The following is a 21,382-nucleotide window of genomic DNA, read 5'->3' as shown; positions in this document are numbered from 1 at the left end:
ACCGTATTTAAGAAGATACGGTGCTTTTCGTCTTAAAATTCAAAATAATTGAAAATGATCACTGGATAGTGTGTCCACCAATAAGGAACTGATTATCCAGAATGCTACGATTGCCACTATTTCAATCAAGGTGGAATGAAGATCCGCAAATGACATAAACATCTTCGGCAGGTTTAACGCTCGTCTGTCCACTTAGGTTCACATCTGCCTTCCAGAGAACTTCTTTTAAACGGCTGCAATTGGCAAAATGCAGAATCTCATGAATTAATACCTGAACGTCCGCTCCTTGTCTATTCCTGCCCGTCAGATTAAATCGAATCTTCCCTGTGACAGTACTAAATTAGATGTAAGCGACTAGACATGAGGCGCTCTATCGTTGTCACCGCACTGTGTATTGATATTTTAATAACGTAAAGCCACACCTCAAAAGCCTTTTTATTGACTTTCCTGCGCCGCTGAATAAATGTAGAGCTCGCAAAGCGCGAACTTCAGCGTCTATATTCTATAAAACAAATAAAATAATAAGGGACAGAATGAAAACATTTTTTAAATGGTTAGGCATAGGTGTGCTGGTAATTATACTGGGTGCAGCTGCGTGGGGAACGTATGAATGGAATGCGCAAAAGCCGCTTTCATTTCGTGTGTTTCTAGACAGAACCCTTATCAAGCAGGCATTGAAGAGCCCAGAAACGTTAACGTCTATAGGTGTGTTGGATGGCATGGGTATTACAGGTCATAACGCCCACCTTGATGATGCCAGCTTAGCCTCGTCACAAGCCACATTTGATGAGCTTATGCAGGTTAAAAGTGTGCTTATGCAATACGAAAATTTGGATGAAGATCAGCAATTATCCAAAGACATCGCCCTTTACTTGCTTAACACATTGAGCGGGTTCGAAAAATATCAATATCATAGTTACCCGTTTAATCAAATGTCTGGAGCCCAAAGCAACTTTCCGAGCTTCATGGATGGTCAACATCCTATTACTGATGTAGAAAGCGTTGAGTATTACATTAATCGCTTAAGTGAGAGTAAGCGCTATTTCACGCAAATGCTTGAAGGTATGTACCTGCGGGAAGAGAAAAATATCCTTCCACCACGCTTTGTTATTCAAAGGGTAATAGATGAAATGCAGGGCTTTATCGATAAGCCAGTGAAAGAAAATATTCTGTATACCTCGGTTCAGCGCCGCATGGAAGAGTCTGAAGCCATTGTTAAAGCTGATTACGACGGACTTTTATCCAACGTTGCTACAGAAATAGAAAATACGGTTTATCCTACTTACCAAATGCTTATCGATTACTTTACTGCTCTTAAGGAAAAAGCGGGTACAGATGATGGTTTATGGCATTTAGACGGCGGAGATGAGGCTTATAAACTTGCCCTGCGTTTCTTCACTACCACGAATTATTCTGCTGACTATATTCATAATGTGGGTTTATCAGAGGTTGATCGTATTCAAGCTGAGATCTTAGCCATTTTAGCGCAAGAAGGGTTTGATGTTAGCCAAGGCTTTACCGCGGCAATAAATACGCTAGCAGAAGATGAGCGCTTTTATTATGAAGATACGGATGAAGGACGGGAGCAAATTCTAGCCGATTACCAAACTATTTTAGATGAAATTGATGCGGGCCTAGGCGATGCATTTTTAGTACGCCCAGAAGCGGGTATGGAAGTGAAACGCATTCCACTGTTTAAAGAGAAAACGGCGCCTGGTGCATATTATCAACCGCCTGCTTTCGATGGTTCTCGTCCTGGTGTTTTCTTTGCTAATCTTTACGACATTAAAGCAACACCTACCTACAGCATGCGAACACTTGCGTATCACGAAGGCATTCCTGGTCACCACTTCCAAATTGCCATTGCAATGGAGCTAGAAGGTTTACCTATTTTTAGAACGGTTGCGCCTTTTGTGGCTTATATCGAAGGGTGGGCGCTCTATTCTGAACGCTTGGCATGGGAACTCGGGTTTCAAGACGATCCGTTTGACAATATCGGCCGTTTGCAAGCCGAGCTCTTCCGTGCGGTAAGACTAGTGGTTGATACCGGTATTCATGCGAAACGCTGGACGCGTGAAGAAGCCATAGAGTACATGCTAGCGAATACAGGTATGGCCGAATCTGACGTAACCTCTGAAATTGAACGTTACATCGTTATGCCGGGCCAAGCCACTGCGTATAAAGTGGGCATGATGAAAATTATAGAACTGCGTGAAAAGGCGAAAGTAGCGTTAGGTGATAAGTTTATTCTAGGTGAATTCCATGATGCAGTACTGAAAAATGGTGCCGTGCCATTAGATGTATTAGCACAAATAGTTGACGGCTATATTGAAGATACGCTTAATTAAAAAGTGCTTATAAACAGCGTTCAATAATAGCGCAAGCAAAAATTGGCGATGCAAAGTTAGATCTAAACGCTGCAAACAAACACTTAATTTACAAAGTAAAAAGGCGTTACCTGTGTGTGAAGTGACCCCCAATAGTTGGACTATCCAATTACTGGGGGTCTTTTTATGTCCAAACATCACAGAGCATTTAAGTTAAATCTAGCGCGACTAGCGCAGTATTAAGCTGAAATTAAAAGGCCTGAGTCCGATACAATATCGAAATCAGGCCTTGGTTGCCGCTTAGAAATGAGTCCAACTTAATGGGGTCACTTCATGTGAGGGTAACGCCTTTTTTGCTTTTACCGTATTACTGCTTAGATTAACCTATCAACAAAACGTTGAATGCATGCATTCACTTTTTCATATTGCTCGGCAAACACCATGTGGGTTCCGGCTTCTACAATCTCTAATTGGGCATTAGGCAGTTGCGCGAGTAAGTATTCAGAGTACTTAACGGGGGTCATAATGTCTTTATCACCCACAATGAGTTGTACAGGCAAATTAATGCTGCCTATCTCTTGCATAGCGTCGAAATGGTCACAAGCAGTAAAGTCGTTCAACATAACCGCTGCACCGTTGTTAATAATTGCCGTATTCACCTGGGTTCTTAAAGGCTCTTGCAGTTGTTGGTTTGAAGCCAACAGGTAATCGGGAAATTCTCCGCCTTCTTCTATAAGCGTGGATAGCGAAGTAAGCAGTTGAGGCATTACTTTTAATTTCGCGCCAGCCCCAATGAGCACCAGTGCTTTAAGTCTATTGGCATCAAATGTCGTTGAGTTGCTTAAAGCAAGCAGAGCAGCTTGCATGGCAACAGCACTTCCCAAAGAATGGCCCACGACTACCACGTCTGTTAAATCGTGTTGTTCAACGGTGTTAAGTACCCACTTCGCAATAGATTTCACATCGCGCAATGCTTCCCCTTCAGGGTGGCCTGGAAAATTAAGCGCCAAGCTATTGTTGAAAAACGAAACTTGATGTTCCCACACGTTACTTGTGCAACCAGAGCCGTGTAAAAAAACGAAGGTCATGCTGATGCCTCTTTTGTTGTTATGTTGTTTAAGGGAGCGGCTTTATACGTACTGTTTTCTTTTTTAAAGAAATTCAAAGCAGCGTCCTCGATGGGGTCGTCTAGTAGCATTTTTCTGTCTTTTCCGTAATGCATAGTGACTTTCCAAGGGTATTTAGTACCTTGGCGGGGGAGTTGGTGTTTGCCTCTTTGCACGTAGCTGGCTTGCAAAGAATCCATGATACCGTCATCGAGTGCGCAATTATCATGATCTTCAGGTACGACTACCTCGAACTCATTGTCTTGCATGTACTTAAATAACCGGCAAAGGTAAGTCGCAGAGATATCTGCTTTCAATGTCCATGAAGCATTAACGTATCCGAAAATCCATGCCATGTTTGGCATGTTTTCAACCAATACACTTTTGTAGGTCATTTTGTCTGAGAATGAGCAGGGATTACCGTCGATACTAACGTTAATACCACCGAGGGTAAGTAGGTTTAAACCCGTTGCAGTAATGATAATATCCGCCTGAAGTTTTCTACCGTTTTTCATAGTAATACCGGTTTCAGTGAACGACGCTATTTCACCTGTTTCAATAGCAGCTTTACCACTTCGTATGGCATTAAATAAATCCGCATCGGGCACAGAGCAAAGCCGTTCATCCCATGGCATATATTTGGGTGTGAAATGACGCATATCTACGCTGTCGCCTACATGCTTTCGCACATGTGATAGTAAATACTTTTTCATGAAGTTTGGCCAACGGCGACAGGCTAAATAAATGCCTCGCTGTATTGCTAAATTACGTTTACGGGCAAGCCTGAACACCCACTGCTTTGGAAGAACCCGCTCTAGCAAACCCGTCATTCTATCAATGGAAGGAACAGAAAAAATATAGGAGGGAGATCGCTGAACCATAGTGACATGAGCAGCATCATTGGCCATTGCAGGCATTAAGGTAACAGCCGTGGCGCCGCTTCCTATAATGACAACTTTTTTACCTGTGTAATCAAGGTCTTTTGGCCAGTGCTGCGGGTGAATTCTTTGCCCCTTAAAGTTGTCTTCATTGGGAAATCTAGGCAAATATCCCGCATCTTGATTGTAGTAGCCGGTGCAGCTTATGAAATACCCACAGGTGTACTTACGTTTCTCACCCGATATTTCGTGAAGCGCTATAACCGTCCAGCATCTTATTTCATTATCCCAATTAGCACTTATCGTTTTAACGCCAAATTGAATTTTCTCTGTTACCCCAAATTCATCTGCAGTATCAGAAATATATTGTTTAATTGCAGGCCCATCGGCCAACGTATGTAATTTGTTCCAAGGGCGAAAGTTGTAGCCAAATGTAAGCATGTCAGAGTCTGAGCGAATACCTGGGTATTTGAATAAATCCCAGGTTCCACCCAGTGTTTCTCGCCGTTCTAGTAGTGTGATAGATTTTTTTGGGAATGTATTTTTAATATGACAAGCGGTGCCAATACCCGAAAGCCCTGCACCAATAATGAGTACATCAAAATGCGGTATATCATCATGTTGCACTGACGCCATGTCGTTCTTCCCTTTCAACCATCTGTAATTGAATGGTAACGCAAATGTTAATTATGTGTTTATTTTTAGGTGAGTTAAACGTGGATAGAAGAGTAATTTTGCGCTTATACCGACCAATTCGGTGGTGCGCGGTGTAGTCGGTACGAATATTGTAACTACCTATCTGTTGACGTATTGAGCGGTTAAAGTGTGAGCAATTTACAGGCTTAGGGATGCTATCAAGTAAGTGTTTCTTATGGAGCTTATTTGAATTGGCTTTTGTGAAGCTTCGCAACCATCGGCCGTCATTCACAGCGATGGTAAATATCACTACATATCACCACATACTGTCAAGCAACTCGCTGAGAGTACTGCACTGCAACGTTAGCAAAAGATGCTATTAGCGAGTTTTATGCAATCGTTCCAACACTATTAGCAAAGATGAAAAAAGGGGAGAAACATGAGTAAAACGGCAATCCTTTACAGAATGGTCACCGACAATCATATTTGCCCATTTGGCTTACGATCGAAAGATTTGCTCGAAAGAGAAGGCTATGAGATAGACGATCGACCGCTTACTTCCAGAGAAGAAACCGATGCGTTTAAAACTAAGCACGATGTAAAAACTACGCCACAAGCTTTTATAAACAACGAGAGGATAGGTGGGTACGATGAGTTGCGTACGTATTTTGGAAAAGGCGAGGCAGGCCAAACCGGTACAACTTACACCCCAGTAATAGCCATATTCTCTGTTGCAGCGTTATTAGCTTTAGCATCTCAATATGCTGTAGCGAGTGCGTATTTCTCACTGCGTACTTTAATGTTATTTATTGCGTTTTCAATGACGTTACTAGCAGTACAAAAACTTAAAGATTTATTCAGTTTTACCAATTCATTTATCACCTACGATTTACTCGCCATGCGATGGGTTCGCTACGGTTATATCTATCCGTTTATCGAGGCTTTTGCGGGTATAGCAATGGTGGCTCAATTGCCCGCATTGCTAGTGGCGCCGTTTTCTCTGTTTATCGGCACGGTAGGAGCAGTTTCAGTTATTAAAGCGGTGTATATCGACAAGCGGGAGCTAAAGTGTGCATGTGTAGGTGGCGACAGTAATGTGCCATTGGGCTTTGTATCGCTAACTGAAAATCTGTTTATGATAGCTGGTGCTCTGTTGATGTTTTTCTACATGTAGCAGGGTTCATCCTCATGTAAAACCTTCATAAGTACTGAAAAAGTCGCACGCTCAAGGTGCTGGCCAAAGCACCTTAACTTTTCATGTATTAGAGAAAATTAAATATAAACAGATGCTTAAGGTTTTTATGGCAGTGGTTTGGTTATTGCAGTCTTAAAGCCACACAAACAAGTTAGTTATCCGAGTTGCCAGCTTAGAAAAGCATACGCACCAGTAATCTTCACATTTCAGCTTTGCATTACGCAGACACCTGAATAGAAAATGGCAACAATGTTGAATATGAAATAGGAGCTTCATTATGAGTAACCAACAAAATTTAGAAGGCAAAAAAATCGCAATTTTAGCTACCGATGGTTTTGAGCAAAGTGAGCTTGTGCAGCCAAGAGATATGCTTACAGAGCAGGGGGCGACAGTAGAGATACTATCAATTGACGATCAAAGCAGCATCACTGCGTGGAATGAAGGCAATTGGGGTAAACAGATATCGGTAGATGCCCAAGTTTCTTCGGTAGCGCCAAGCGATTACGATGCGCTGGTATTGCCAGGCGGTCAAATTAACCCTGATATTTTACGTACCAATAGCGACGCAGTTGCATTTATAAAGCAAGCGCACGCTGAGCCTCGTATAAAAGCCCTTGCCGCTATCTGCCATGGGCCTTGGTTACTTGTTGAATCTGAACTGGCAGAAGATAGCACGGTTACCTCTTTCCCAAGTATTAAAACCGATTTAATAAATGCGGGCGCAACATGGAAAGATGAACAAGTTGTACAAGATGGCAAACTCGTTACCAGTCGAAATCCTGATGATATTCCTGCTTTTGTAGAGAAGGTTAGTCAGCTCATTGCTTAAGAATTGTAGGTGAGATTACGCACTTACTAGCAAAAATTTAGATGAGTAAATAATTAGACTGGATAGGAGTTGGAATGTCGAATCAGAAAACAGATTCAAAGGTTATTGTAATTACCGGCGCCTCAAGCGGGATTGGCAAAGCGACTGCGCAAGCGTTGGTAGATGAAGGCAATAAAGTTGCCTTAATTGCTCGAAGCGAAGACAAGCTTAACGACCTAGTGGCAGAGCTTGGCGATGGAAATGCATTCGCAGTTACTGCCGATGTGAGCGATTTCGATGATTTAGAAAAGGCGTTCAGTAAAGTCAATAAACATTACGGCCAGGTAGATGGTGTATTTGCGAATGCGGGTACAGGAGCCAAAAGCGCTGGTATCGAAAATGGCGACGTTGCAGAATGGCAAAGCATGCTGGGCGCCAATATAAACGGGCTTTTATACACTGCTAAACTAGCATTGCCTTTACTTAAACAAACTAAAGGACACTTTATATTAACCAGTTCGGTAGCAGGACGCATTGCGCTAAAAGGTTCTGTATATGGCGCAAGTAAATGGTTTGCTTATGGCTTTGGGCAAAACTTAGCGGAAGAAATGAAAGAGTGGGGCGGTAGATGCACCACTATTTGCCCTGGTATGGTTAATACACCATTTTTCGATGAGCCCAAAGAAGACAAACTACAACCTGAAGATATTGCCAAATCGGTGTTGTTTGCCCTTTCAGCTAATGATTCGGCATGCGTACGGGAAGTGTACGTTATGCCAACGTCGTAGACGACTTACAAGCTTAATATGTGTAATTTCACGGTATATATGGCAGCGGGTGTAGAACTTTCCGCTGCCATATACTTTAAATGTTCAACATGTCCCACTCATTGATCGCACATACTTAGCAAATAAGCTTAATTATTTACTTTAGTAAAATAGTGTTTAAAAAGTTGATAAAAACGTGTCACATGAAGTGGCTTCTCTCCCTTATAGTGGTGAAGAAAATAAAAATGCCACGCTTTTCCTCGAACGCTTGGTATCACCCTTTTAATCTGCTCTTCGGCTAAAAGAGAGTGAACTAGAAACTCAGGAAGTAAAGCCACGCCCATGTCATTTAGTACCATTTCTAAGGCCGTGGTGGGGGTGTTGGTTTTTGCATAATGCTTCACGTCAATTAGCGCTTCATTGGCATGGTTATTATCAAATAAATGTAGCGTGTCATGTTGCCATTCGGTGGCGATAAATTTGTGATTTGGCAATTTTTCTATGTTGTTTATATTGCCGTGCTGCTTTATGTATCGAGGCGAAGCACAAAATATTTCTGACACTTTACCAATTGACAGCGCTCGATAATCACAATCTTTGATGTTGCCGCCGAAGATGGCGGCATCCAACTTATTCTCTATTAAATCTTGCCATCTACCTGTTACTAATAATTGTGGATTAAGCTTTGGAAATTCTATACATAGCTGTCTCAATGCAGGGACAACAATGTCTTTTTCGAAAAAAGGGGGAACCGATACTTTAAATAAGCCACTGGGGTAGCTTTTTGCGTTGTCCAATTCTAGAACGGTGAGATCTATCTGCTCACTAAGGAGCTCACTGCGTGCAAGTAGCTTCTCGCCAACGGCAGTCAGAATTACGCCACGGGTGTTGCGTATAAGGAGCTGTTGCCCTATTTCACTTTCTAATTTTGTAATTTGTTGGCTAATCGCCGACTTGCTCAATCCTAGCTTTTTAGCGGCTAATGTAAACGATCGCTTGTGCGCAACTTCAACAAAAATAAGTAATAACGGGGCCATTTTAACGGTGTTCATAATATTAAACAAAGTGTTCAAATAGTGTGTATTGTTCAATATGCATTACGGGTTTATCTTGAGTCAACGAAAACAGATGAAACGCAGTTATTAAATAGTCATTAATAAGGAACCAAAAGATGCAAAGTTTAGTTGTCGTTGACCTAACCCCAGTAAACAAAACCGTCATAGCTGAATATAGCGCTTTAGCTGCCGAAACATTAAAGCCGTTTAGCGGTGAATTTATTGCCAAAGGTCACATAGAGGTATTACATGGTGAGTCTGAGCATCCGATGAAAGCTGTCATTGCGTTTCCTGACAAAGAAAGCGCAAAGGCGTGGTACAACAGTGCGGCGTATCAGGCTATTGTTTCCCTTCGCGATTCAGGTATGCATAGTCAATTTCATTTGGTGTAGACAAGGCCTCGCCGCACAACGATGGAGTGGCACTACAGTAGCGATGAACGTTTTCAATTAATTCAGCCGCTTGAATACTTGGGCTAGATGAATTAGGCCACAATGCATAGATGGGGCGAGCAAATAACTGCTCACTATGAAACTGCAAATCAGGCGTTTTATCATCTATGAGTATCTGAATCTCAGTGCTGGGTAACAGTGCAGCCCCATTCCCTGACGCTACAAACTGTCTCGCTAGCGTAATATCACCCACGAAATGCACATTATCATACGTGTCGGATAAATTAGTAAACTGCTCAGCGTTGGGAATTTGTTTGATGGTGTAGGGTACAAAAAGATGAGATGTATTGAGTTTATTATTCCTTCCAACAATGTGAACGGAAACACTGCCCATTCTTCTCTGTATTAATGAAGAATCTTGCTGTTCTCCTACCCGAAACGCGATATCAAATTGCTTTTGACTCGTTAATACGTTGCGGTTGTTAGGCTCTATGCGCAGTTGTAATGTTGGGTGAGCAAATTGAAATTCACTGAATGGCGTAAATAATGGGCCGGCTACCAAATTTTGTGGGCATAACACACTAAGCATATTAAGTTGTGTGCTGTCGTATGCTTGCACCTTTTGTTTTACGCGTAAAATAACATCGGCAACATCATCGTATATCATTTTACCGAATGCAGTTAATACCACGCCCCTAGACGAACGAGACAGTAAAGGGGCACCAAATCGCATTTCAAGTTTTGCGATACGTTTTGATAATGCTGAGGGAGATATACGCAAATCTTCCGCCGTTTTAGCGAAACTGCCTCTTTGGATTACTTCGATAAAAAGCGTTAAGTCATCTAGCACATCATTTCCTGCAATCTAAGGTTTCCATTTCGTTTATTCTCACCAAGCGACACATGTATACACTAACATCGCTCAAAGGAGGATTGGATGGAAAGAATAATCTTTACTGCGCTGTTTTCATGTTGTCTGTCAGGACTGATGTCCGGTTGGGTGACATTTATTAATTTAGGGATCACAGATACGTTTTTCTCAGATTGGTCAATAGCATTCATTAAGGCTTACCCTATGGCCTTTGTGGCTGCGTATGGCCTTGCTAAGCCAATTAAATTATTAACCCAAAAAATCATAGGATCAAATTCATGACAAAAGCCGACAAACCGGTGCATATTGTTGCCATTATTCAACCACAGCCGCGCTACTATGAAAAGGGAATCGAGGCACTACAACGCCTTCTCATCCCCACTAGAGGTGAACCAGGGTGTATTCGTTTTGATGTTTTTGAAGATAGAGAAAATGGCCAATATATTTTGGTTGAACACTTTAAACGCCAGGCCGACTTAGATTTTCATTACGCGCAAGAATATACCAAGTCGGTATTTGCACTGTATGAAACCATTTTGGCAACAGCACCTGAAATTCGCCACCTCTCTCCCATAGAAGCGAGCTAGCACCTACATCGATACGTAAAAAAGTTTAACTAAAAAAGGCTTAAAACATTGCTGTGATAATCCACAGCCATGGCAATTGAGAGCGCCGTGATATTGATAATCGAAAACCCGAACACTTGGCGAGCCCAGCCTTCAATATTAATATCGCGGCGATATCCTCGTAGCGCCATTATCAGCCACCATAAGCTAGTGGAAAAGGCGACGGCCAAAAAGCCCACACCTGTATAGCCACTAATGGGTAACAGCAGCGTTACCATGGCATATACCGCAATGTATAACACAATGTGTTGCTTAGCTTTTGCAATGCCTTCTGCTACGGGAAGTACTGGTATATTGGCAGCTTCGTAATCTTTGTAACGAAAGATAGCAATGGCGTAAGAATGGGGCATCTGCCATATGCTGAACATAACCAGTAATATCGCAGCGGCCGTATCGAACTCACCCGTTACTGCACAGTAGCCTACCACGGGCGGTACTGCCCCTGATAAGCTACCCACAAGGGTGCCATACACAGAATTGCGCTTCATGTATAAGCTGTATACGCCTACATAAACCACATAGCCTAAGGCAGCAAAAAACACTGCCGTTAGATTGGTGTAAAAAGCCAGTAAAGCGAACCCCGCAACCCCTAGTACGACACCGTGCCAGAAGGCTGCTTTCAACGACATTTCGCCGGTAACTGTCACCCTAGTACGTGTTCGCTGCATTTTGGTGTCGATGTCGCTGTCTATGCAGTTGTTAACTGCACATCCTGATGCTACTACCAAAGACAGGCCAACCAAGGTCGCTACCATTAAAGGCCAGTCAACATTCCCACGGGCGGCAAGTAAGAAACCACCTGCTACGGAAATTAAATTTCCCATAATAATGCCGGGTTTGGTCACCGATAAATAACGGCGAAGTATAACGTTCATCTTACTGTTTACCTTTTTTCAGTGCTGCAGTACTAGCGAAGCACTAGTACATCATCATGGCGTTTGATTCGTAAATAATCCAAATCGACAACCCTACTACCATGAAGATAATGAGTGCGCTGAATAAAAACGAAATGGTACTGGCTCGACCGTCTTCAGTTACAAAGTTAAGGTGAAGGAAGTACTTTAGATGAACCCAAATTTGTACAAGTGCAAAAGCGACGATGCTCCATAGGGTGGTCACTTTTGAGAAGTCGCCTTCCATTACCATCCAAAACGGGATAACCGTCAGAATCACTGAAAGCACAAAACCAATTAGATAGGTTTTCACATCGCCATGATCTTGTGAGTGAGCGCCGTTATTATGAGCCGATTCAGCATGAGCCGTGGTGTGTTTATCTTGATGCGCCATTACATTGCCCCCATTAAATAAACAACGGTGAAAACACAAATCCATACGATATCGAGGAAATGCCAGAACAAGCTTAAGCAGCTTAGTCTTGTGACCGTTTTCTCAGGTAAACCTCTGCGCGACACCTCGATAAACAAAATGGTCATCCAAATAAGCCCCGACGTAACATGAATACCATGTAAGCCTACTAGTGAGAAAAAGGCAGTAAGAAAGGCGCTCTCTTGAGGGCCGTTACCATGCACGATTAAGTGATGGAATTCATACACTTCCATACCTATAAAGGTAGCACCCAACACCCACGTAATAGCAAGCCATGCCAATGCACCACGTTTGTTTTGCTTGTGCGCACAAATCATGGCGAAGCCGAAGGTAATACTACTTACCAGTAGCGCGGCGGTTTCAACCGCCACAAAGTTTAGTTCGAATATGTCTTTTCCAGACACGCCCCCGGCCGTGTTCATAAACAACACAGCGTAAGTTGCGAAAAACGACGCGAATAACAAACAATCGGTCATTAAGTACAGCCAAAAGCCAAATACCGTATTGCTTTCGTGATGTTCGTGGCTGTGACCGCTTTCTAACGCTTGCTCTTCGTGTATATCCTGAGCTATATCATTTGCTAATGCGCTCATACAGACGCTCCTCTCGCATTGGCAGCTAAATGCGCTTGTTCAATTTTTTCTATCTCATCTACCTGAACGTAGTAATCAACATCAGAGGTATAACAACGCTTAACAAATACACCTATTCCAGCAATAAGCGCTGCAGCGGCTAACCACCAAATATGCCAAATAAGCGCAAAGCCCATTACGGTGAAACTCATGCTCATGAATACGCCAGCAGAGGTGTTTTTTGGCATGTGAATAGGTGCGTATTTCTCAGGCTTTTGGTAAGAGTCGCCTCGTTCTTTTGCGTCTGTCCACGCATCAATATCTTTAATGTGAGGAATGTGCGCAAAATTATAAAACTGAGGCGGAGACGCCGTAGACCATTCAAGTGTGTGTCCATTCCATGGATCGCCAGTGGTGTCATCAAGCTTGTCTTTATTTTTGAAGCTTATGTACAACTGTAATAGCTGGAAGAAAATACCAAAGGCAATAATAAACGCCCCTACTGCAGCAATATATAACCATAAGTTCCAGTCAGGGTTGTTGGTATGGTTAAGTCTGCGGGTCATGCCCAAGAAGCCCAGCACATACAGTGGTAAGAACGCCATCATGAAACCAATTTGCCAGCACCAAAATGCAGCTTTACCGGTTCTTTCATCAAGCTTGAAGCCCATGGCTTTCGGGAACCAAAACGCAAAACCTGCCAAGTAACCAAATACCGCTCCACCAATAATGGTGTTGTGGAAATGAGCAATCAAAAACAGACTATTATGCAGTACATAATCGGCACCAGGAATGGCTAATAAAACACCTGTCATTCCGCCTATGGTAAAGGTCACCATAAAGCCCAACGCCCATAGAACAGGTACGCTAAGTACGAGACGGCCGCGGTACATGGTGAATAACCAGTTGAATAGTTTCACCCCTGTCGGCACAGCGATAACCATGGTCATAATACCGAAGAACGCATTTACATTGGCACTTGAGCCCATAGTAAAGAAGTGGTGCAGCCATACTACAAAGCCTAAAATAGCAATTGCACCCGATGCATACACCATTGAGGTGTAACCAAATAAGCGTTTTGCCGTAAAGGTGGAAATAACTTCTGAGAAAATACCAAAAGCAGGTAGCACCAAAATGTAAACTTCAGGGTGGCCCCATGCCCAGAATAAATTAATGTACATCATAGAGTTACCACCAGCTTCGTTAGTGAAGAAGTGGAAATCTAGATAGCGGTCTAGTGTTAGCATAGCTAGCACTGCCGTAAGGATAGGGAACGACGCAGCAATAAGGATATTTGCCCATGTGCATGTCCACGTGAAGATTGGCATTTGCATCAATTTCATGCCCGGTGCACGCATCTTAAATACAGTCACTAGAAAGTTAACCGCAGTAAGTAGCGTGCCGAGCCCTGATATCTGCAAGGCCCATATGTAGTAGTCGACGCCAACCCCCGGGCTTAATTCAAGCCCCGCTATTGGCGGATAAGCTACCCAACCTGTTTTTGCAAACTCACCTATACCTAATGAAATATTTATGAGAATGGCGCCGCCAGCGGTAAGCCAAAAACTTAAGTTATTTAAAAAAGGGTAGGCCACATCACGGGCACCAATTTGCAGTGGCAGCACAATGTTCATTAAACCAATCATAAATGGCATGGCCATAAAGATGATCATAATCACGCCGTGGGCAGTGAAAATTTGGTCGTAGTGTTCCGGTGGCAAATAGCCTGGTGCGCCATTCGTTGCTACCGCAAGCTGGGTACGCATCATAATAGCGTCGGCAAAACCACGTAGTAACATCACCATAGCCAGTACAATGTACATAATGCCTAGGTGTTTATGATCCACAGACGTGATCCAGTCATTCCACAGTGTTCCCCACTGCTTGTATTTTGTAATGAGCAGCGCAATAGCAGTACCCACTACAGCAATCACTGCCAACGTAACCATAATAATAGGCTCGTGGTAAGGCACTGACTCTATTGATAATTTACCTAAAAAAGACATAATTATTCGTTAACCTCTTCATGATGACCTTTGTGCATATCCGGCATAGCTTTTCGCATGCCTGTGGCAGCGTTATCAGGCTTGCTGTAAAAATCCATCGAGCCGTGGTCTTTCATATATTTCATTAGTATTTCGTGGAACAACCCATCACTTACATCGCCGTAGTAGGTCACAGGATGATTTTCGGTGGGCTCTGCAAGTTCTTTGTAAGAGCCAGAAGTTAATGCTGTATCTTCTTGCTTAACCTTTTGTACCCAATCGTCGAAATCAGCTTCAGTAGGGGTGGCAATAGCATCGAATTTCATGCCGGAGAAGCCAGCGCCACTGTAGTTGGATGAAATGCCTTTGAACGTACCCGGCTCATTTGCAATGAGGTGTAGCTTGGTTTCCATTCCGGCCATTGAGTAGATTTGACTGCCCAACTGAGGAATGAAAAACGAGTTCATGGCGTTTTCAGAGGTAATTTTGAAAGCAATGGGTTTGTTAGCAGGAAAAACTAATTCGTTAACCGTAGCAATGCCTTGCTCTGGATAGATGAATAGCCACTTCCAGTCTAAGGACACCACCTCTACAGTGAGATGCTCACCTTTGCCTTCGAGCGGCGCGTAGGGGTCTAACGCTTGTGTTGAACGCCAAGTAATAACGCCTAGCGCAATAATAATGAGTACCGGAACCGACCATACCAAGGCTTCAATTTTGGTAGAGTGGGCCCATTTCGGGGTGTAAATTTCAAAGTCGCGACTGGCGCGATATTTCCAAGCGAAATAAAGTGTTAGCACAATGACGGGGATCACAACAATGAGCATAAGAATGGTGCAAAGAATGATTAGATTCTTTTCATCCACACCTACTTGCCCTTTAGGATCGAGTACGCCGCCGCTGCAACCGGCCAGCATCAGCACGATTGTGGTAAAAGTTAGTTTCAAGAGGTTACGAATAGACAAAAACATTTTTCCTATAACCCGTAAGTTCAAGGGAATTCCGCGATTAAACAGCACCGATAACCAGAACAAAAGCCTGGATATGCACATCGAAGACAATCGATAGCCGTGGTGATTAATCCGCAAAGACAAGCACGCAATTTAGCGTTTTCGGGTAACGATTAGTGTTTACACATCGACATCAAAAACGGTTAGCTAAGAGTAGGAGGGGCTCGGCTACCAATTTTTTGAATAAAGGGGTGAGGGTATTCGTGAAAAACGAAAGGAACAGGTTGATCATTACCAATAAAATGGGCTCTAGCGGTGGCGCAAGCATGAACTTGAAGGCCAACCAGCACCAATATAATGGTAGGAAGAGAAAACAGGGAAAGCGCTTGGTTAAAAGCGGCAATGAAAAAAGGCTCAATAACAATATTGTCGTGGAGTGCACTAACAAACTCGCCTGAGTCGGCCATTGTGCCGCTGGCTATCAACGCTACGTTAAGCAATAAGGCTGCGTTTGCAATCCATAGGAATACCCCTACACCTGTTGTGTAGCGTTGAAGCTTCTGCACAAACGCTGCGAAAGCAGGCTGCAGAAAAACATCAATTGAAGGGGGTCGATTAGCCATGCTAAGTAAAAAAACCTCGAAAATTGCCGGGGCAATCAAATGAACTTGAGTCGCTATTTCAGCGAGGGAGAGTAATGATTAATTCTATTTATCTCAAGGGGGAGTATGCCCACTTTATTAAAACGCACCTCAATAAAAACTTTCGATTTTCACGCGTGTTAACAAATAATTAATCTTTAATAGGGTTGAGAGTAGAGGTGCTGCTGTTAGTTGAAAGCTCGGTAAATTGGGCGTGTGCATTCGACTTGTATAGTTAACTCACCGCTCAGATTCGATTTTGTTAATTTAATGTTTTGTTTTTCCGCGTGATTTGGCTTGCACGAAGTAAGTTGGGATAACGGTTAAGTAAGCCGATTTTTGCGATGAGTAGAAGCACTCAATTGTGGCTTACAACCTAAATATATTTTGAATATCAGTCATATTTTATTAAGAAGTCATATTTTGAAATAATAAAAACGCGTTGGTTTTATTAGTTTCACTAAAAAGCAGTAGTCTATTTTCTTCACATTATTGATTTCATGAAGTATCTGAAATTAGCCAAATAAAGTATCTACCCTTACATCCGCAGACTACTCTACTTATCGATTATATAACTCATTGAGCTCCGCTTCTTTGTTGACCTTACTTTGATCTGGTCGTAGTGGTAGCGGCAAGCAGGCGTTGCAACAATCGTATTTGCTGCGCTAATAAAGACAACAGGAGAGCAGATGTCTCAGTCTAATGAATTTTCAGGTAAAACCGCAGTTATTTCTGGCGCAGCGGGTGGAATTGGCTTAGCCCTAAGTGAAGCATTAGCGGCGCAGGGAATGAATATTGTGATGGGCGATATTGATGCGGCTGCTCTTGCACAATCTAGCGAAGATTTACGCGCTAAGGGTTATAAGCTAATAACCTGCTCACTTGATGTCACCGATTATGCCCAGTGGGAAGAGGTTGTTGCGAAAGCCAAAGAAGCGTTCGGCAAAATACATATGATCATCAATAACGCGGGTGTTGGTGGTTCGCCTGGAAAAATAGAAGACTCAGAAGCTGAAACCTGGCGCTGGGTGATGGACGTGAATGTGATGGGCGTTCTATACGGTGCTCAAGCTTGCGTGCCTGCTATAAAAGAGCACGGTGAAGGGGGCTGGGTGTTAAACGTGGCATCGATGGCGGGCATGTTGGGTATGCCGTATGCTGGTGCGTATTGTGCTTCTAAGGCTGCAGTAGTGTCGATGACAGAAGGCTGGGTGCCAGAACTAGAACCTTTCAATATTCATACGTCGGTGTTGTGCCCTGCATTCGTAAAAACCCGTATTCATGAGTCTTATCGTAATAGACAAGAAAAGTATGCGGTAGCCACTGCAAAGCGTATCGATAAAGAAAAACTAAAAGCAGGGGCCAAAGCTGCCACTATGGCCGTGGAATCTGGAATTCCTGTATCGATGTTGGCCGAGCGCGTATTGGAAGCTTTACGTTCAAAACAGACGTATATTTACACGCATCCTAACTACCGTAAGGTCACACGTGGCCGTGCTAAAGCAATTGATAATGGTTTTATCGATGCTGAGAACAGCTCTGTGGTAGGCCATTTAATAAATGATGACATCGTCACTTTTTGATAAAATCAGGCGCTTAAATAAGCACGTACTTATACTCAGGCTGTACCTGCTAAAAACAGCTTAGTTCTGCTTAGCGCATACGATCTTAAAAGAGCCAAGTTTTCATCAGAAGCTTGGCTCTTTTTTAAATGGTAGCCACTCAACTGGGTAAAGTATTTTTCTCTTATTATCCCACCAAAAATCCTTTTCCACTCACGACTATTTTTTAACCTCTATATTAGGTAGTTGGTCGTGTGTTTATTGAAACTTCATAGGTTTATTAGTAACTCTATATAGTGTTACTTCCTATAATTCTAAATTCAAATAAACACTCTGTGGACAATAATAATGAATAAGCTTTTTAAAGCTGCAGTAGCTGTATCTCTTGCACTCTCATGCTCGACTGTTTTTGCAGAAAAACCTAACGACGACAAATCTATTTTTAGCAGTTCAACTTTTAAAGCAATGGAGCTGAGAAATATTGGACCCGCTTACATGTCTGGTCGGATAGCAGACATTGCTATTGATCAAAATAATCCTTCAACATGGTATACCGCAGTAGGTTCTGGTGGCGTGTGGAAAACCACGAACGCAGGCAACACATGGACGCCCATTTTCGATAACCAAGCAGTGTATTCAATTGGCGATGTGACCATTGCGCCTAGTAACTCAAATATTATTTGGGTAGGTACAGGAGAGAATAACGGCGGGCGCCATATCAGCTTTGGTGACGGCGTATACAAATCTGTCGATGGCGGTCAAACATGGAAAAATGTGGGCTTAGCGAAGTCTGAACATATCTCTGACATTATTATTCACCCAACAAACCCTGACATTGTGTGGGTTTCAGCTCAAGGGCCATTGTGGTCTGGCGGTGGCGAGCGTGGTTTGTACAAAACGACTGACGGTGGTGATACTTGGAAGCAAGTGCTAACGCCTGCTGACAAATGGACCGGTGTAACCTCTTTACTTATCGACCCGCGAAATCCTGATAAACTTTATGCCGCCACGTGGGCTCGCCAACGTTCTATTGCCGTATATGTAGGGACCAATGAAGGCGCAGGCATTCATACCTCTGACGATGGCGGTGAAACTTGGACAGAACTTAAAACCGGTTTGCCAGAAGGCAACATGGGTAAAATAGGTATGGCGATATCGCCTATGAACCCTGATGTGCTTTACGCTACTATCGAAACTGATAACCGCAAAGGTGGTTTCTATCGCTCAGCCGACCAAGGCGCAAGTTGGACCAAAGTGTCTGATGAGATAGGTGCTGGAACAGGCCCTCATTATTACCAAGAAATTTTTGCTGACCAACACCAGTTCGACCGTGTTTATATTGCCAGTAACTACAGTAAAGTGTCTGACGATGGCGGTAAAACGTGGACGCCAATCAATACTAAGCGCAAGCACGTAGATGACCATGCTATGGCATTCCATCCTACTGATCCTGATTTTGTTTTGATGGGATCAGACGGTGGTATTTATATGTCTCATGACAGAATGGCGAATTGGCACTTTATGGCGAATTTGCCGCTAACCCAGTTTTATAAAGTAGCACCGGATGATTCGAAACCTTTCTATATGATTTATGCGGGTGCACAGGATAACTCGACCCAAGGCGGGCCATCACGTACTAGACGCGCAGATGGCATTAAGAACAAAGATTGGTTCTTAACTCTAGGCGGAGATGGGCATCAGCCTGCAGTTGAGCCGGGTAACCCAGATATTATTTACTCTCAGTGGCAACAGGGCAACCTTACCCGCGTAGACATGACCACCAAAGAAGGCGTTTACGTTAAGCCGCAGCCACTGCCAGGCGACCCAGCAGAGCGCTACAACTGGGATGCTCCAATTAATGTGTCTAGCCACGATCCTGCGCGTATTTACTTTGCTTCCCAGCGCGTATGGCGTTCAGACAACCGCGGCGATAGCTGGACGGCCGTTTCTGGCGACCTGACCCAAGACGGAAACCGTATGCATATGCCTATGATGGGCAGAACGTGGTCGGTAGAAGCGGGTTGGGATTTGTATGCCATGACAGAATTTCACACCATTGCTAACTTCTCTGAAAGCCCAGTGGATGAGAATATTCTTTGGGCAGGTACAGACGATGGCATTATTCAAGTCACTACCAACGGCGGTGAGTCGTGGAAGAAAATTGAATTAGACGATATCAAAGGTATTCCCGCTACCGCTTATGTGAATGATATTCGCGCTGATTTATACGATCCGAATACCGTATATGTTGCTTTAGATAACCACAAATATGGCGACTACAAACCCTACTTGATCAAGTCGACTAACCTAGGTAAAAAGTGGACATCACTTGCCGATGACTTACCTGCAAAACACCTTGTTTGGCGTATTGTTCAAGATCATGTGAACAAAGATTTGATGTTCATTGGTACCGAATTTGGCGTTTTCTTTACGGTTAACGGCGGTAAAAATTGGGTTGAACTTGATGGCGGTATGCCAACCATTTCTACTCGCGATGTGAAAATACAGCGCAGAGAAAATGACTTAGTGGCCGGTACATTTGGCCGTGGAATTTATATTCTAGATGATTACGCCCCGCTTCGTGCATTAACTGAAAAGTCGATGCAGCAAGATGCACTGTTGTTCGCGCCTAGCCGCCCCGTGAAATGGTTTAAGCTAGACACCAAGCATTCTGATTCAGACGGCGATGACCGTTTTGTGGCAGAGAACCCAGCTCATGGTGCTACGTTAACTTATTTCTTGAAAGACAGCTTGCAAACCGCGAAGGGTAAGCGTCAAGAAGCTGAGAAAAAGCTACTTGAAGATGACAAATATCCTAAGTATCCAAGTTGGGAAGCGATTGAAGCTGAACTTCAAGAGCCAGAACCTGCAGTTTATGTTGAAATTCGTGACAATGCGGGCGACGTAATAAATCGCGTAGCGGGTAGCACTAAGAAAGGACTTCACCGCATTACATGGGACATGAAGTATTCAAACACCACACCGCTTACTAAGAAAGATAGCAAAAATAATGGCTTAATGGCATTGCCAGGCACTTATAGCGCTACGTTATTTAAGCGCGAGGGTGCAACTGTTACTCAGCTAGCAGAGCCGGTTGAGTTTACGCTAGAGTCTATTTATGAAGGTGCTTTGAAAGGGGCCTCTGCTGAGGACATTACAGCGTATGGGAACGCTGTTACTAAATTGCAGAAACGTGCAATGTCTGCAACTACTGTACTAGGGCAAGTGAAAGAGACAATGGAATTGCTTCGTGTTGCTATTGACCGTACCCCTAGTGATGTAAGCCAGCTTGAAGCTAAGTTTGCGAGTATTCAACGTGAATTGAACGACATTAACAAGGCGTTTAGTGGCTTAGAATCGCGTAATCGCAAAGGCATTAAACCGGCGAATATTATGAGTCGTTTACGCTATGCAAGATCGGCACTGGGTTCATCTTACGGGCCTACTCAACAGCATAAAGACCAACTTGGTTATGCTGAAGATGAATTAAACCAAGTGAGTGCACGTATTAAAACACTGCAAGAAACCACAGTGCCTGCACTACAGCAAGCCGTAGTGAATGAAGGTGGCCCTTGGACCGCTGGCATTCCGGTAATTACAAACTAACGAGTGTTAGTAAAAACAGATGCGGCAGCATTACGCTGCCGCATTTTTTATTCTTACCCTTCCTTTTATTAGCTTTATT

Annotated in this window: 20 protein-coding genes; 10 read left to right on the top strand and 10 right to left on the bottom strand. The window is 43.3% G+C overall.

All coding sequences use genetic code 11. The features are described from left to right. The first annotated feature begins 533 nt into the window (after positions 1-533). Together AV939_RS14515 and AV939_RS20515 are read left to right on the top strand one after the other, a co-directional pair. Complete coding sequence (locus tag AV939_RS14515; RefSeq protein ID WP_057790225.1) at positions 534-2,348, top strand: DUF885 domain-containing protein; 1,815 nt, start codon at positions 534-536, stop codon at positions 2,346-2,348. 217 nt (positions 2,349-2,565) lie between these two features. Continuing rightward, positions 2,566-2,631, top strand: coding sequence for an IS3 family transposase (locus AV939_RS20515; RefSeq protein WP_442854556.1), 66 nt, complete (start codon positions 2,566-2,568; stop codon positions 2,629-2,631). Between the two features lie 70 nt (positions 2,632-2,701). Here AV939_RS20515 and AV939_RS14510 read toward each other — a convergent pair whose 3' ends face one another. Continuing rightward, entirely contained in the window at positions 2,702-3,415 is a 714-nt protein-coding gene (locus AV939_RS14510; protein ID WP_061997817.1) for an alpha/beta fold hydrolase, read from the bottom strand. Next, positions 3,412-4,947: a flavin-containing monooxygenase gene (locus tag AV939_RS14505; RefSeq protein ID WP_061997816.1), complete on the bottom strand. Its 1,536-nt coding sequence runs from the start codon at positions 4,945-4,947 to the stop codon at positions 3,412-3,414. Before AV939_RS14505 ends, AV939_RS14510 begins: the two co-directional genes overlap by 4 nt. Positions 4,948-5,386: 439 nt before the next feature. Here AV939_RS14505 and AV939_RS14500 point away from each other — a divergent pair, with 439 nt between their 5' ends. The 3 genes from AV939_RS14500 to AV939_RS14490 all read left to right on the top strand — a co-directional run bounded on the left by AV939_RS14500 (position 5,387) and on the right by AV939_RS14490 (position 7,738). Beyond that, complete coding sequence (locus AV939_RS14500) at positions 5,387-6,121, top strand: MauE/DoxX family redox-associated membrane protein (RefSeq protein WP_057790233.1); 735 nt, start codon at positions 5,387-5,389, stop codon at positions 6,119-6,121. 298 nt (positions 6,122-6,419) lie between these two features. Beyond that, complete coding sequence (locus AV939_RS14495) at positions 6,420-6,971, top strand: type 1 glutamine amidotransferase domain-containing protein (RefSeq protein ID WP_061997815.1); 552 nt, start codon at positions 6,420-6,422, stop codon at positions 6,969-6,971. A gap of 74 nt (positions 6,972-7,045) precedes the next feature. After that, positions 7,046-7,738, top strand: a complete 693-nt coding sequence (locus tag AV939_RS14490) for an SDR family oxidoreductase (RefSeq protein ID WP_057790237.1) — start codon at positions 7,046-7,048, stop codon at positions 7,736-7,738. 128 nt (positions 7,739-7,866) lie between these two features. Here AV939_RS14490 and AV939_RS14485 read toward each other — a convergent pair whose 3' ends face one another. Next, the gene (locus AV939_RS14485; RefSeq protein ID WP_231518171.1) at positions 7,867-8,754 is read right to left on the bottom strand and encodes a LysR family transcriptional regulator; all 888 of its coding nucleotides are present in this window, start codon (positions 8,752-8,754) and stop codon (positions 7,867-7,869) included. A gap of 134 nt (positions 8,755-8,888) precedes the next feature. On the opposite strand from AV939_RS14485, the gene AV939_RS14480 reads away from it, so the two are divergent. Continuing rightward, positions 8,889-9,164 (top strand): DUF1330 domain-containing protein, encoded by a 276-nt coding sequence (locus tag AV939_RS14480; protein ID WP_057790239.1) that lies wholly within the window; start codon positions 8,889-8,891, stop codon positions 9,162-9,164. Here AV939_RS14480 and AV939_RS14475 read toward each other — a convergent pair. After that, positions 9,112-10,014 carry a LysR family transcriptional regulator gene (locus tag AV939_RS14475; protein ID WP_057790241.1) on the bottom strand — a complete coding sequence of 301 codons (903 nt, stop codon included), beginning with the start codon at positions 10,012-10,014 and terminating at the stop codon, positions 9,112-9,114. The two genes, AV939_RS14480 and AV939_RS14475, sit on opposite strands and share 53 nt — an antisense overlap. 87 nt (positions 10,015-10,101) lie before the next feature. Here AV939_RS14475 and AV939_RS14470 point away from each other — a divergent pair, with 87 nt between their 5' ends. After that, on the top strand, positions 10,102-10,317 hold the full coding sequence (locus AV939_RS14470; protein ID WP_057790244.1) for a DUF2798 domain-containing protein: 216 nt from the start codon (positions 10,102-10,104) through the stop codon (positions 10,315-10,317). After that, a complete protein-coding gene (locus AV939_RS14465) occupies positions 10,314-10,622 on the top strand; it encodes a putative quinol monooxygenase (RefSeq protein ID WP_057790246.1) in 309 nt (102 codons plus the stop codon). The genes AV939_RS14470 and AV939_RS14465 overlap by 4 nt, the downstream gene beginning before the upstream one ends. Positions 10,623-10,651: 29 nt before the next feature. On the opposite strand, the gene cyoE is transcribed toward AV939_RS14465, so the two are convergent. The 6 genes from cyoE to AV939_RS14435 form a co-directional block, all read right to left on the bottom strand. Beyond that, positions 10,652-11,527: a heme o synthase gene (gene cyoE / locus AV939_RS14460; RefSeq protein WP_197427708.1), complete on the bottom strand. Its 876-nt coding sequence runs from the start codon at positions 11,525-11,527 to the stop codon at positions 10,652-10,654. 52 nt (positions 11,528-11,579) lie between these two features. Next, positions 11,580-11,948 carry a cytochrome o ubiquinol oxidase subunit IV gene (gene cyoD, locus AV939_RS14455; RefSeq protein ID WP_057790250.1) on the bottom strand — a complete coding sequence of 123 codons (369 nt, stop codon included), beginning with the start codon at positions 11,946-11,948 and terminating at the stop codon, positions 11,580-11,582. Next, positions 11,948-12,580, bottom strand: coding sequence for a cytochrome o ubiquinol oxidase subunit III (gene cyoC, locus AV939_RS14450; protein WP_057790252.1), 633 nt, complete (start codon positions 12,578-12,580; stop codon positions 11,948-11,950). Before cyoC ends, cyoD begins: the two co-directional genes overlap by 1 nt. Continuing rightward, positions 12,577-14,565, bottom strand: coding sequence for a cytochrome o ubiquinol oxidase subunit I (gene cyoB, locus AV939_RS14445; protein ID WP_057790255.1), 1,989 nt, complete (start codon positions 14,563-14,565; stop codon positions 12,577-12,579). The genes cyoC and cyoB overlap by 4 nt, the downstream gene beginning before the upstream one ends. A 2-nt stretch (positions 14,566-14,567) precedes the next feature. Beyond that, positions 14,568-15,509 carry a ubiquinol oxidase subunit II gene (gene cyoA / locus AV939_RS14440; protein ID WP_057795991.1) on the bottom strand — a complete coding sequence of 314 codons (942 nt, stop codon included), beginning with the start codon at positions 15,507-15,509 and terminating at the stop codon, positions 14,568-14,570. A gap of 188 nt (positions 15,510-15,697) precedes the next feature. Continuing rightward, on the bottom strand, positions 15,698-16,117 hold the full coding sequence (locus AV939_RS14435; protein WP_057790256.1) for a hypothetical protein: 420 nt from the start codon (positions 16,115-16,117) through the stop codon (positions 15,698-15,700). Positions 16,118-16,824: 707 nt separating this feature from the next. On the opposite strand from AV939_RS14435, the gene AV939_RS14430 reads away from it, so the two are divergent. Together AV939_RS14430 and AV939_RS14425 are read left to right on the top strand one after the other, a co-directional pair. Then, a complete protein-coding gene (locus tag AV939_RS14430) occupies positions 16,825-17,718 on the top strand; it encodes an SDR family NAD(P)-dependent oxidoreductase (protein ID WP_057790258.1) in 894 nt (297 codons plus the stop codon). A 327-nt stretch (positions 17,719-18,045) separates the two neighbouring features. Then, positions 18,046-21,303 carry a WD40/YVTN/BNR-like repeat-containing protein gene (locus AV939_RS14425; RefSeq protein WP_057790260.1) on the top strand — a complete coding sequence of 1,086 codons (3,258 nt, stop codon included), beginning with the start codon at positions 18,046-18,048 and terminating at the stop codon, positions 21,301-21,303. Positions 21,304-21,382: the final 79 nt, after the last annotated feature.

The organism is Alteromonas sp. Mac1, from assembly GCF_001562125.1.
Classification (GTDB): Bacteria; Pseudomonadota; Gammaproteobacteria; order Enterobacterales; family Alteromonadaceae; genus Alteromonas; species Alteromonas stellipolaris.
The sequence above is the reverse complement of the archived record's forward strand: the minus strand, read 5'-3'. Positions and strand labels throughout refer to the sequence as shown.

Coding starts and splice junctions, on each gene's coding strand:
- AV939_RS14515 (WP_057790225.1), top strand. CDS start 534: ATGAAAACATTTTTTAAATGGTTAGGCATAGGTGTGCTGGTAATTATA.
- AV939_RS14510 (WP_061997817.1), bottom strand. CDS start 3,415: ATGACCTTCGTTTTTTTACACGGCTCTGGTTGCACAAGTAACGTGTGG.
- AV939_RS14505 (WP_061997816.1), bottom strand. CDS start 4,947: ATGGCGTCAGTGCAACATGATGATATACCGCATTTTGATGTACTCATT.
- AV939_RS14500 (WP_057790233.1), top strand. CDS start 5,387: ATGAGTAAAACGGCAATCCTTTACAGAATGGTCACCGACAATCATATT.
- AV939_RS14495 (WP_061997815.1), top strand. CDS start 6,420: ATGAGTAACCAACAAAATTTAGAAGGCAAAAAAATCGCAATTTTAGCT.
- AV939_RS14490 (WP_057790237.1), top strand. CDS start 7,046: ATGTCGAATCAGAAAACAGATTCAAAGGTTATTGTAATTACCGGCGCC.
- AV939_RS14485 (WP_231518171.1), bottom strand. CDS start 8,754: ATGGCCCCGTTATTACTTATTTTTGTTGAAGTTGCGCACAAGCGATCG.
- AV939_RS14480 (WP_057790239.1), top strand. CDS start 8,889: ATGCAAAGTTTAGTTGTCGTTGACCTAACCCCAGTAAACAAAACCGTC.
- AV939_RS14470 (WP_057790244.1), top strand. CDS start 10,102: ATGGAAAGAATAATCTTTACTGCGCTGTTTTCATGTTGTCTGTCAGGA.
- AV939_RS14465 (WP_057790246.1), top strand. CDS start 10,314: ATGACAAAAGCCGACAAACCGGTGCATATTGTTGCCATTATTCAACCA.
- cyoD (WP_057790250.1), bottom strand. CDS start 11,948: ATGGCGCATCAAGATAAACACACCACGGCTCATGCTGAATCGGCTCAT.
- cyoC (WP_057790252.1), bottom strand. CDS start 12,580: ATGAGCGCATTAGCAAATGATATAGCTCAGGATATACACGAAGAGCAA.
- cyoB (WP_057790255.1), bottom strand. CDS start 14,565: ATGTCTTTTTTAGGTAAATTATCAATAGAGTCAGTGCCTTACCACGAG.
- AV939_RS14435 (WP_057790256.1), bottom strand. CDS start 16,117: ATGGCTAATCGACCCCCTTCAATTGATGTTTTTCTGCAGCCTGCTTTC.
- AV939_RS14430 (WP_057790258.1), top strand. CDS start 16,825: ATGTCTCAGTCTAATGAATTTTCAGGTAAAACCGCAGTTATTTCTGGC.
- AV939_RS14425 (WP_057790260.1), top strand. CDS start 18,046: ATGAATAAGCTTTTTAAAGCTGCAGTAGCTGTATCTCTTGCACTCTCA.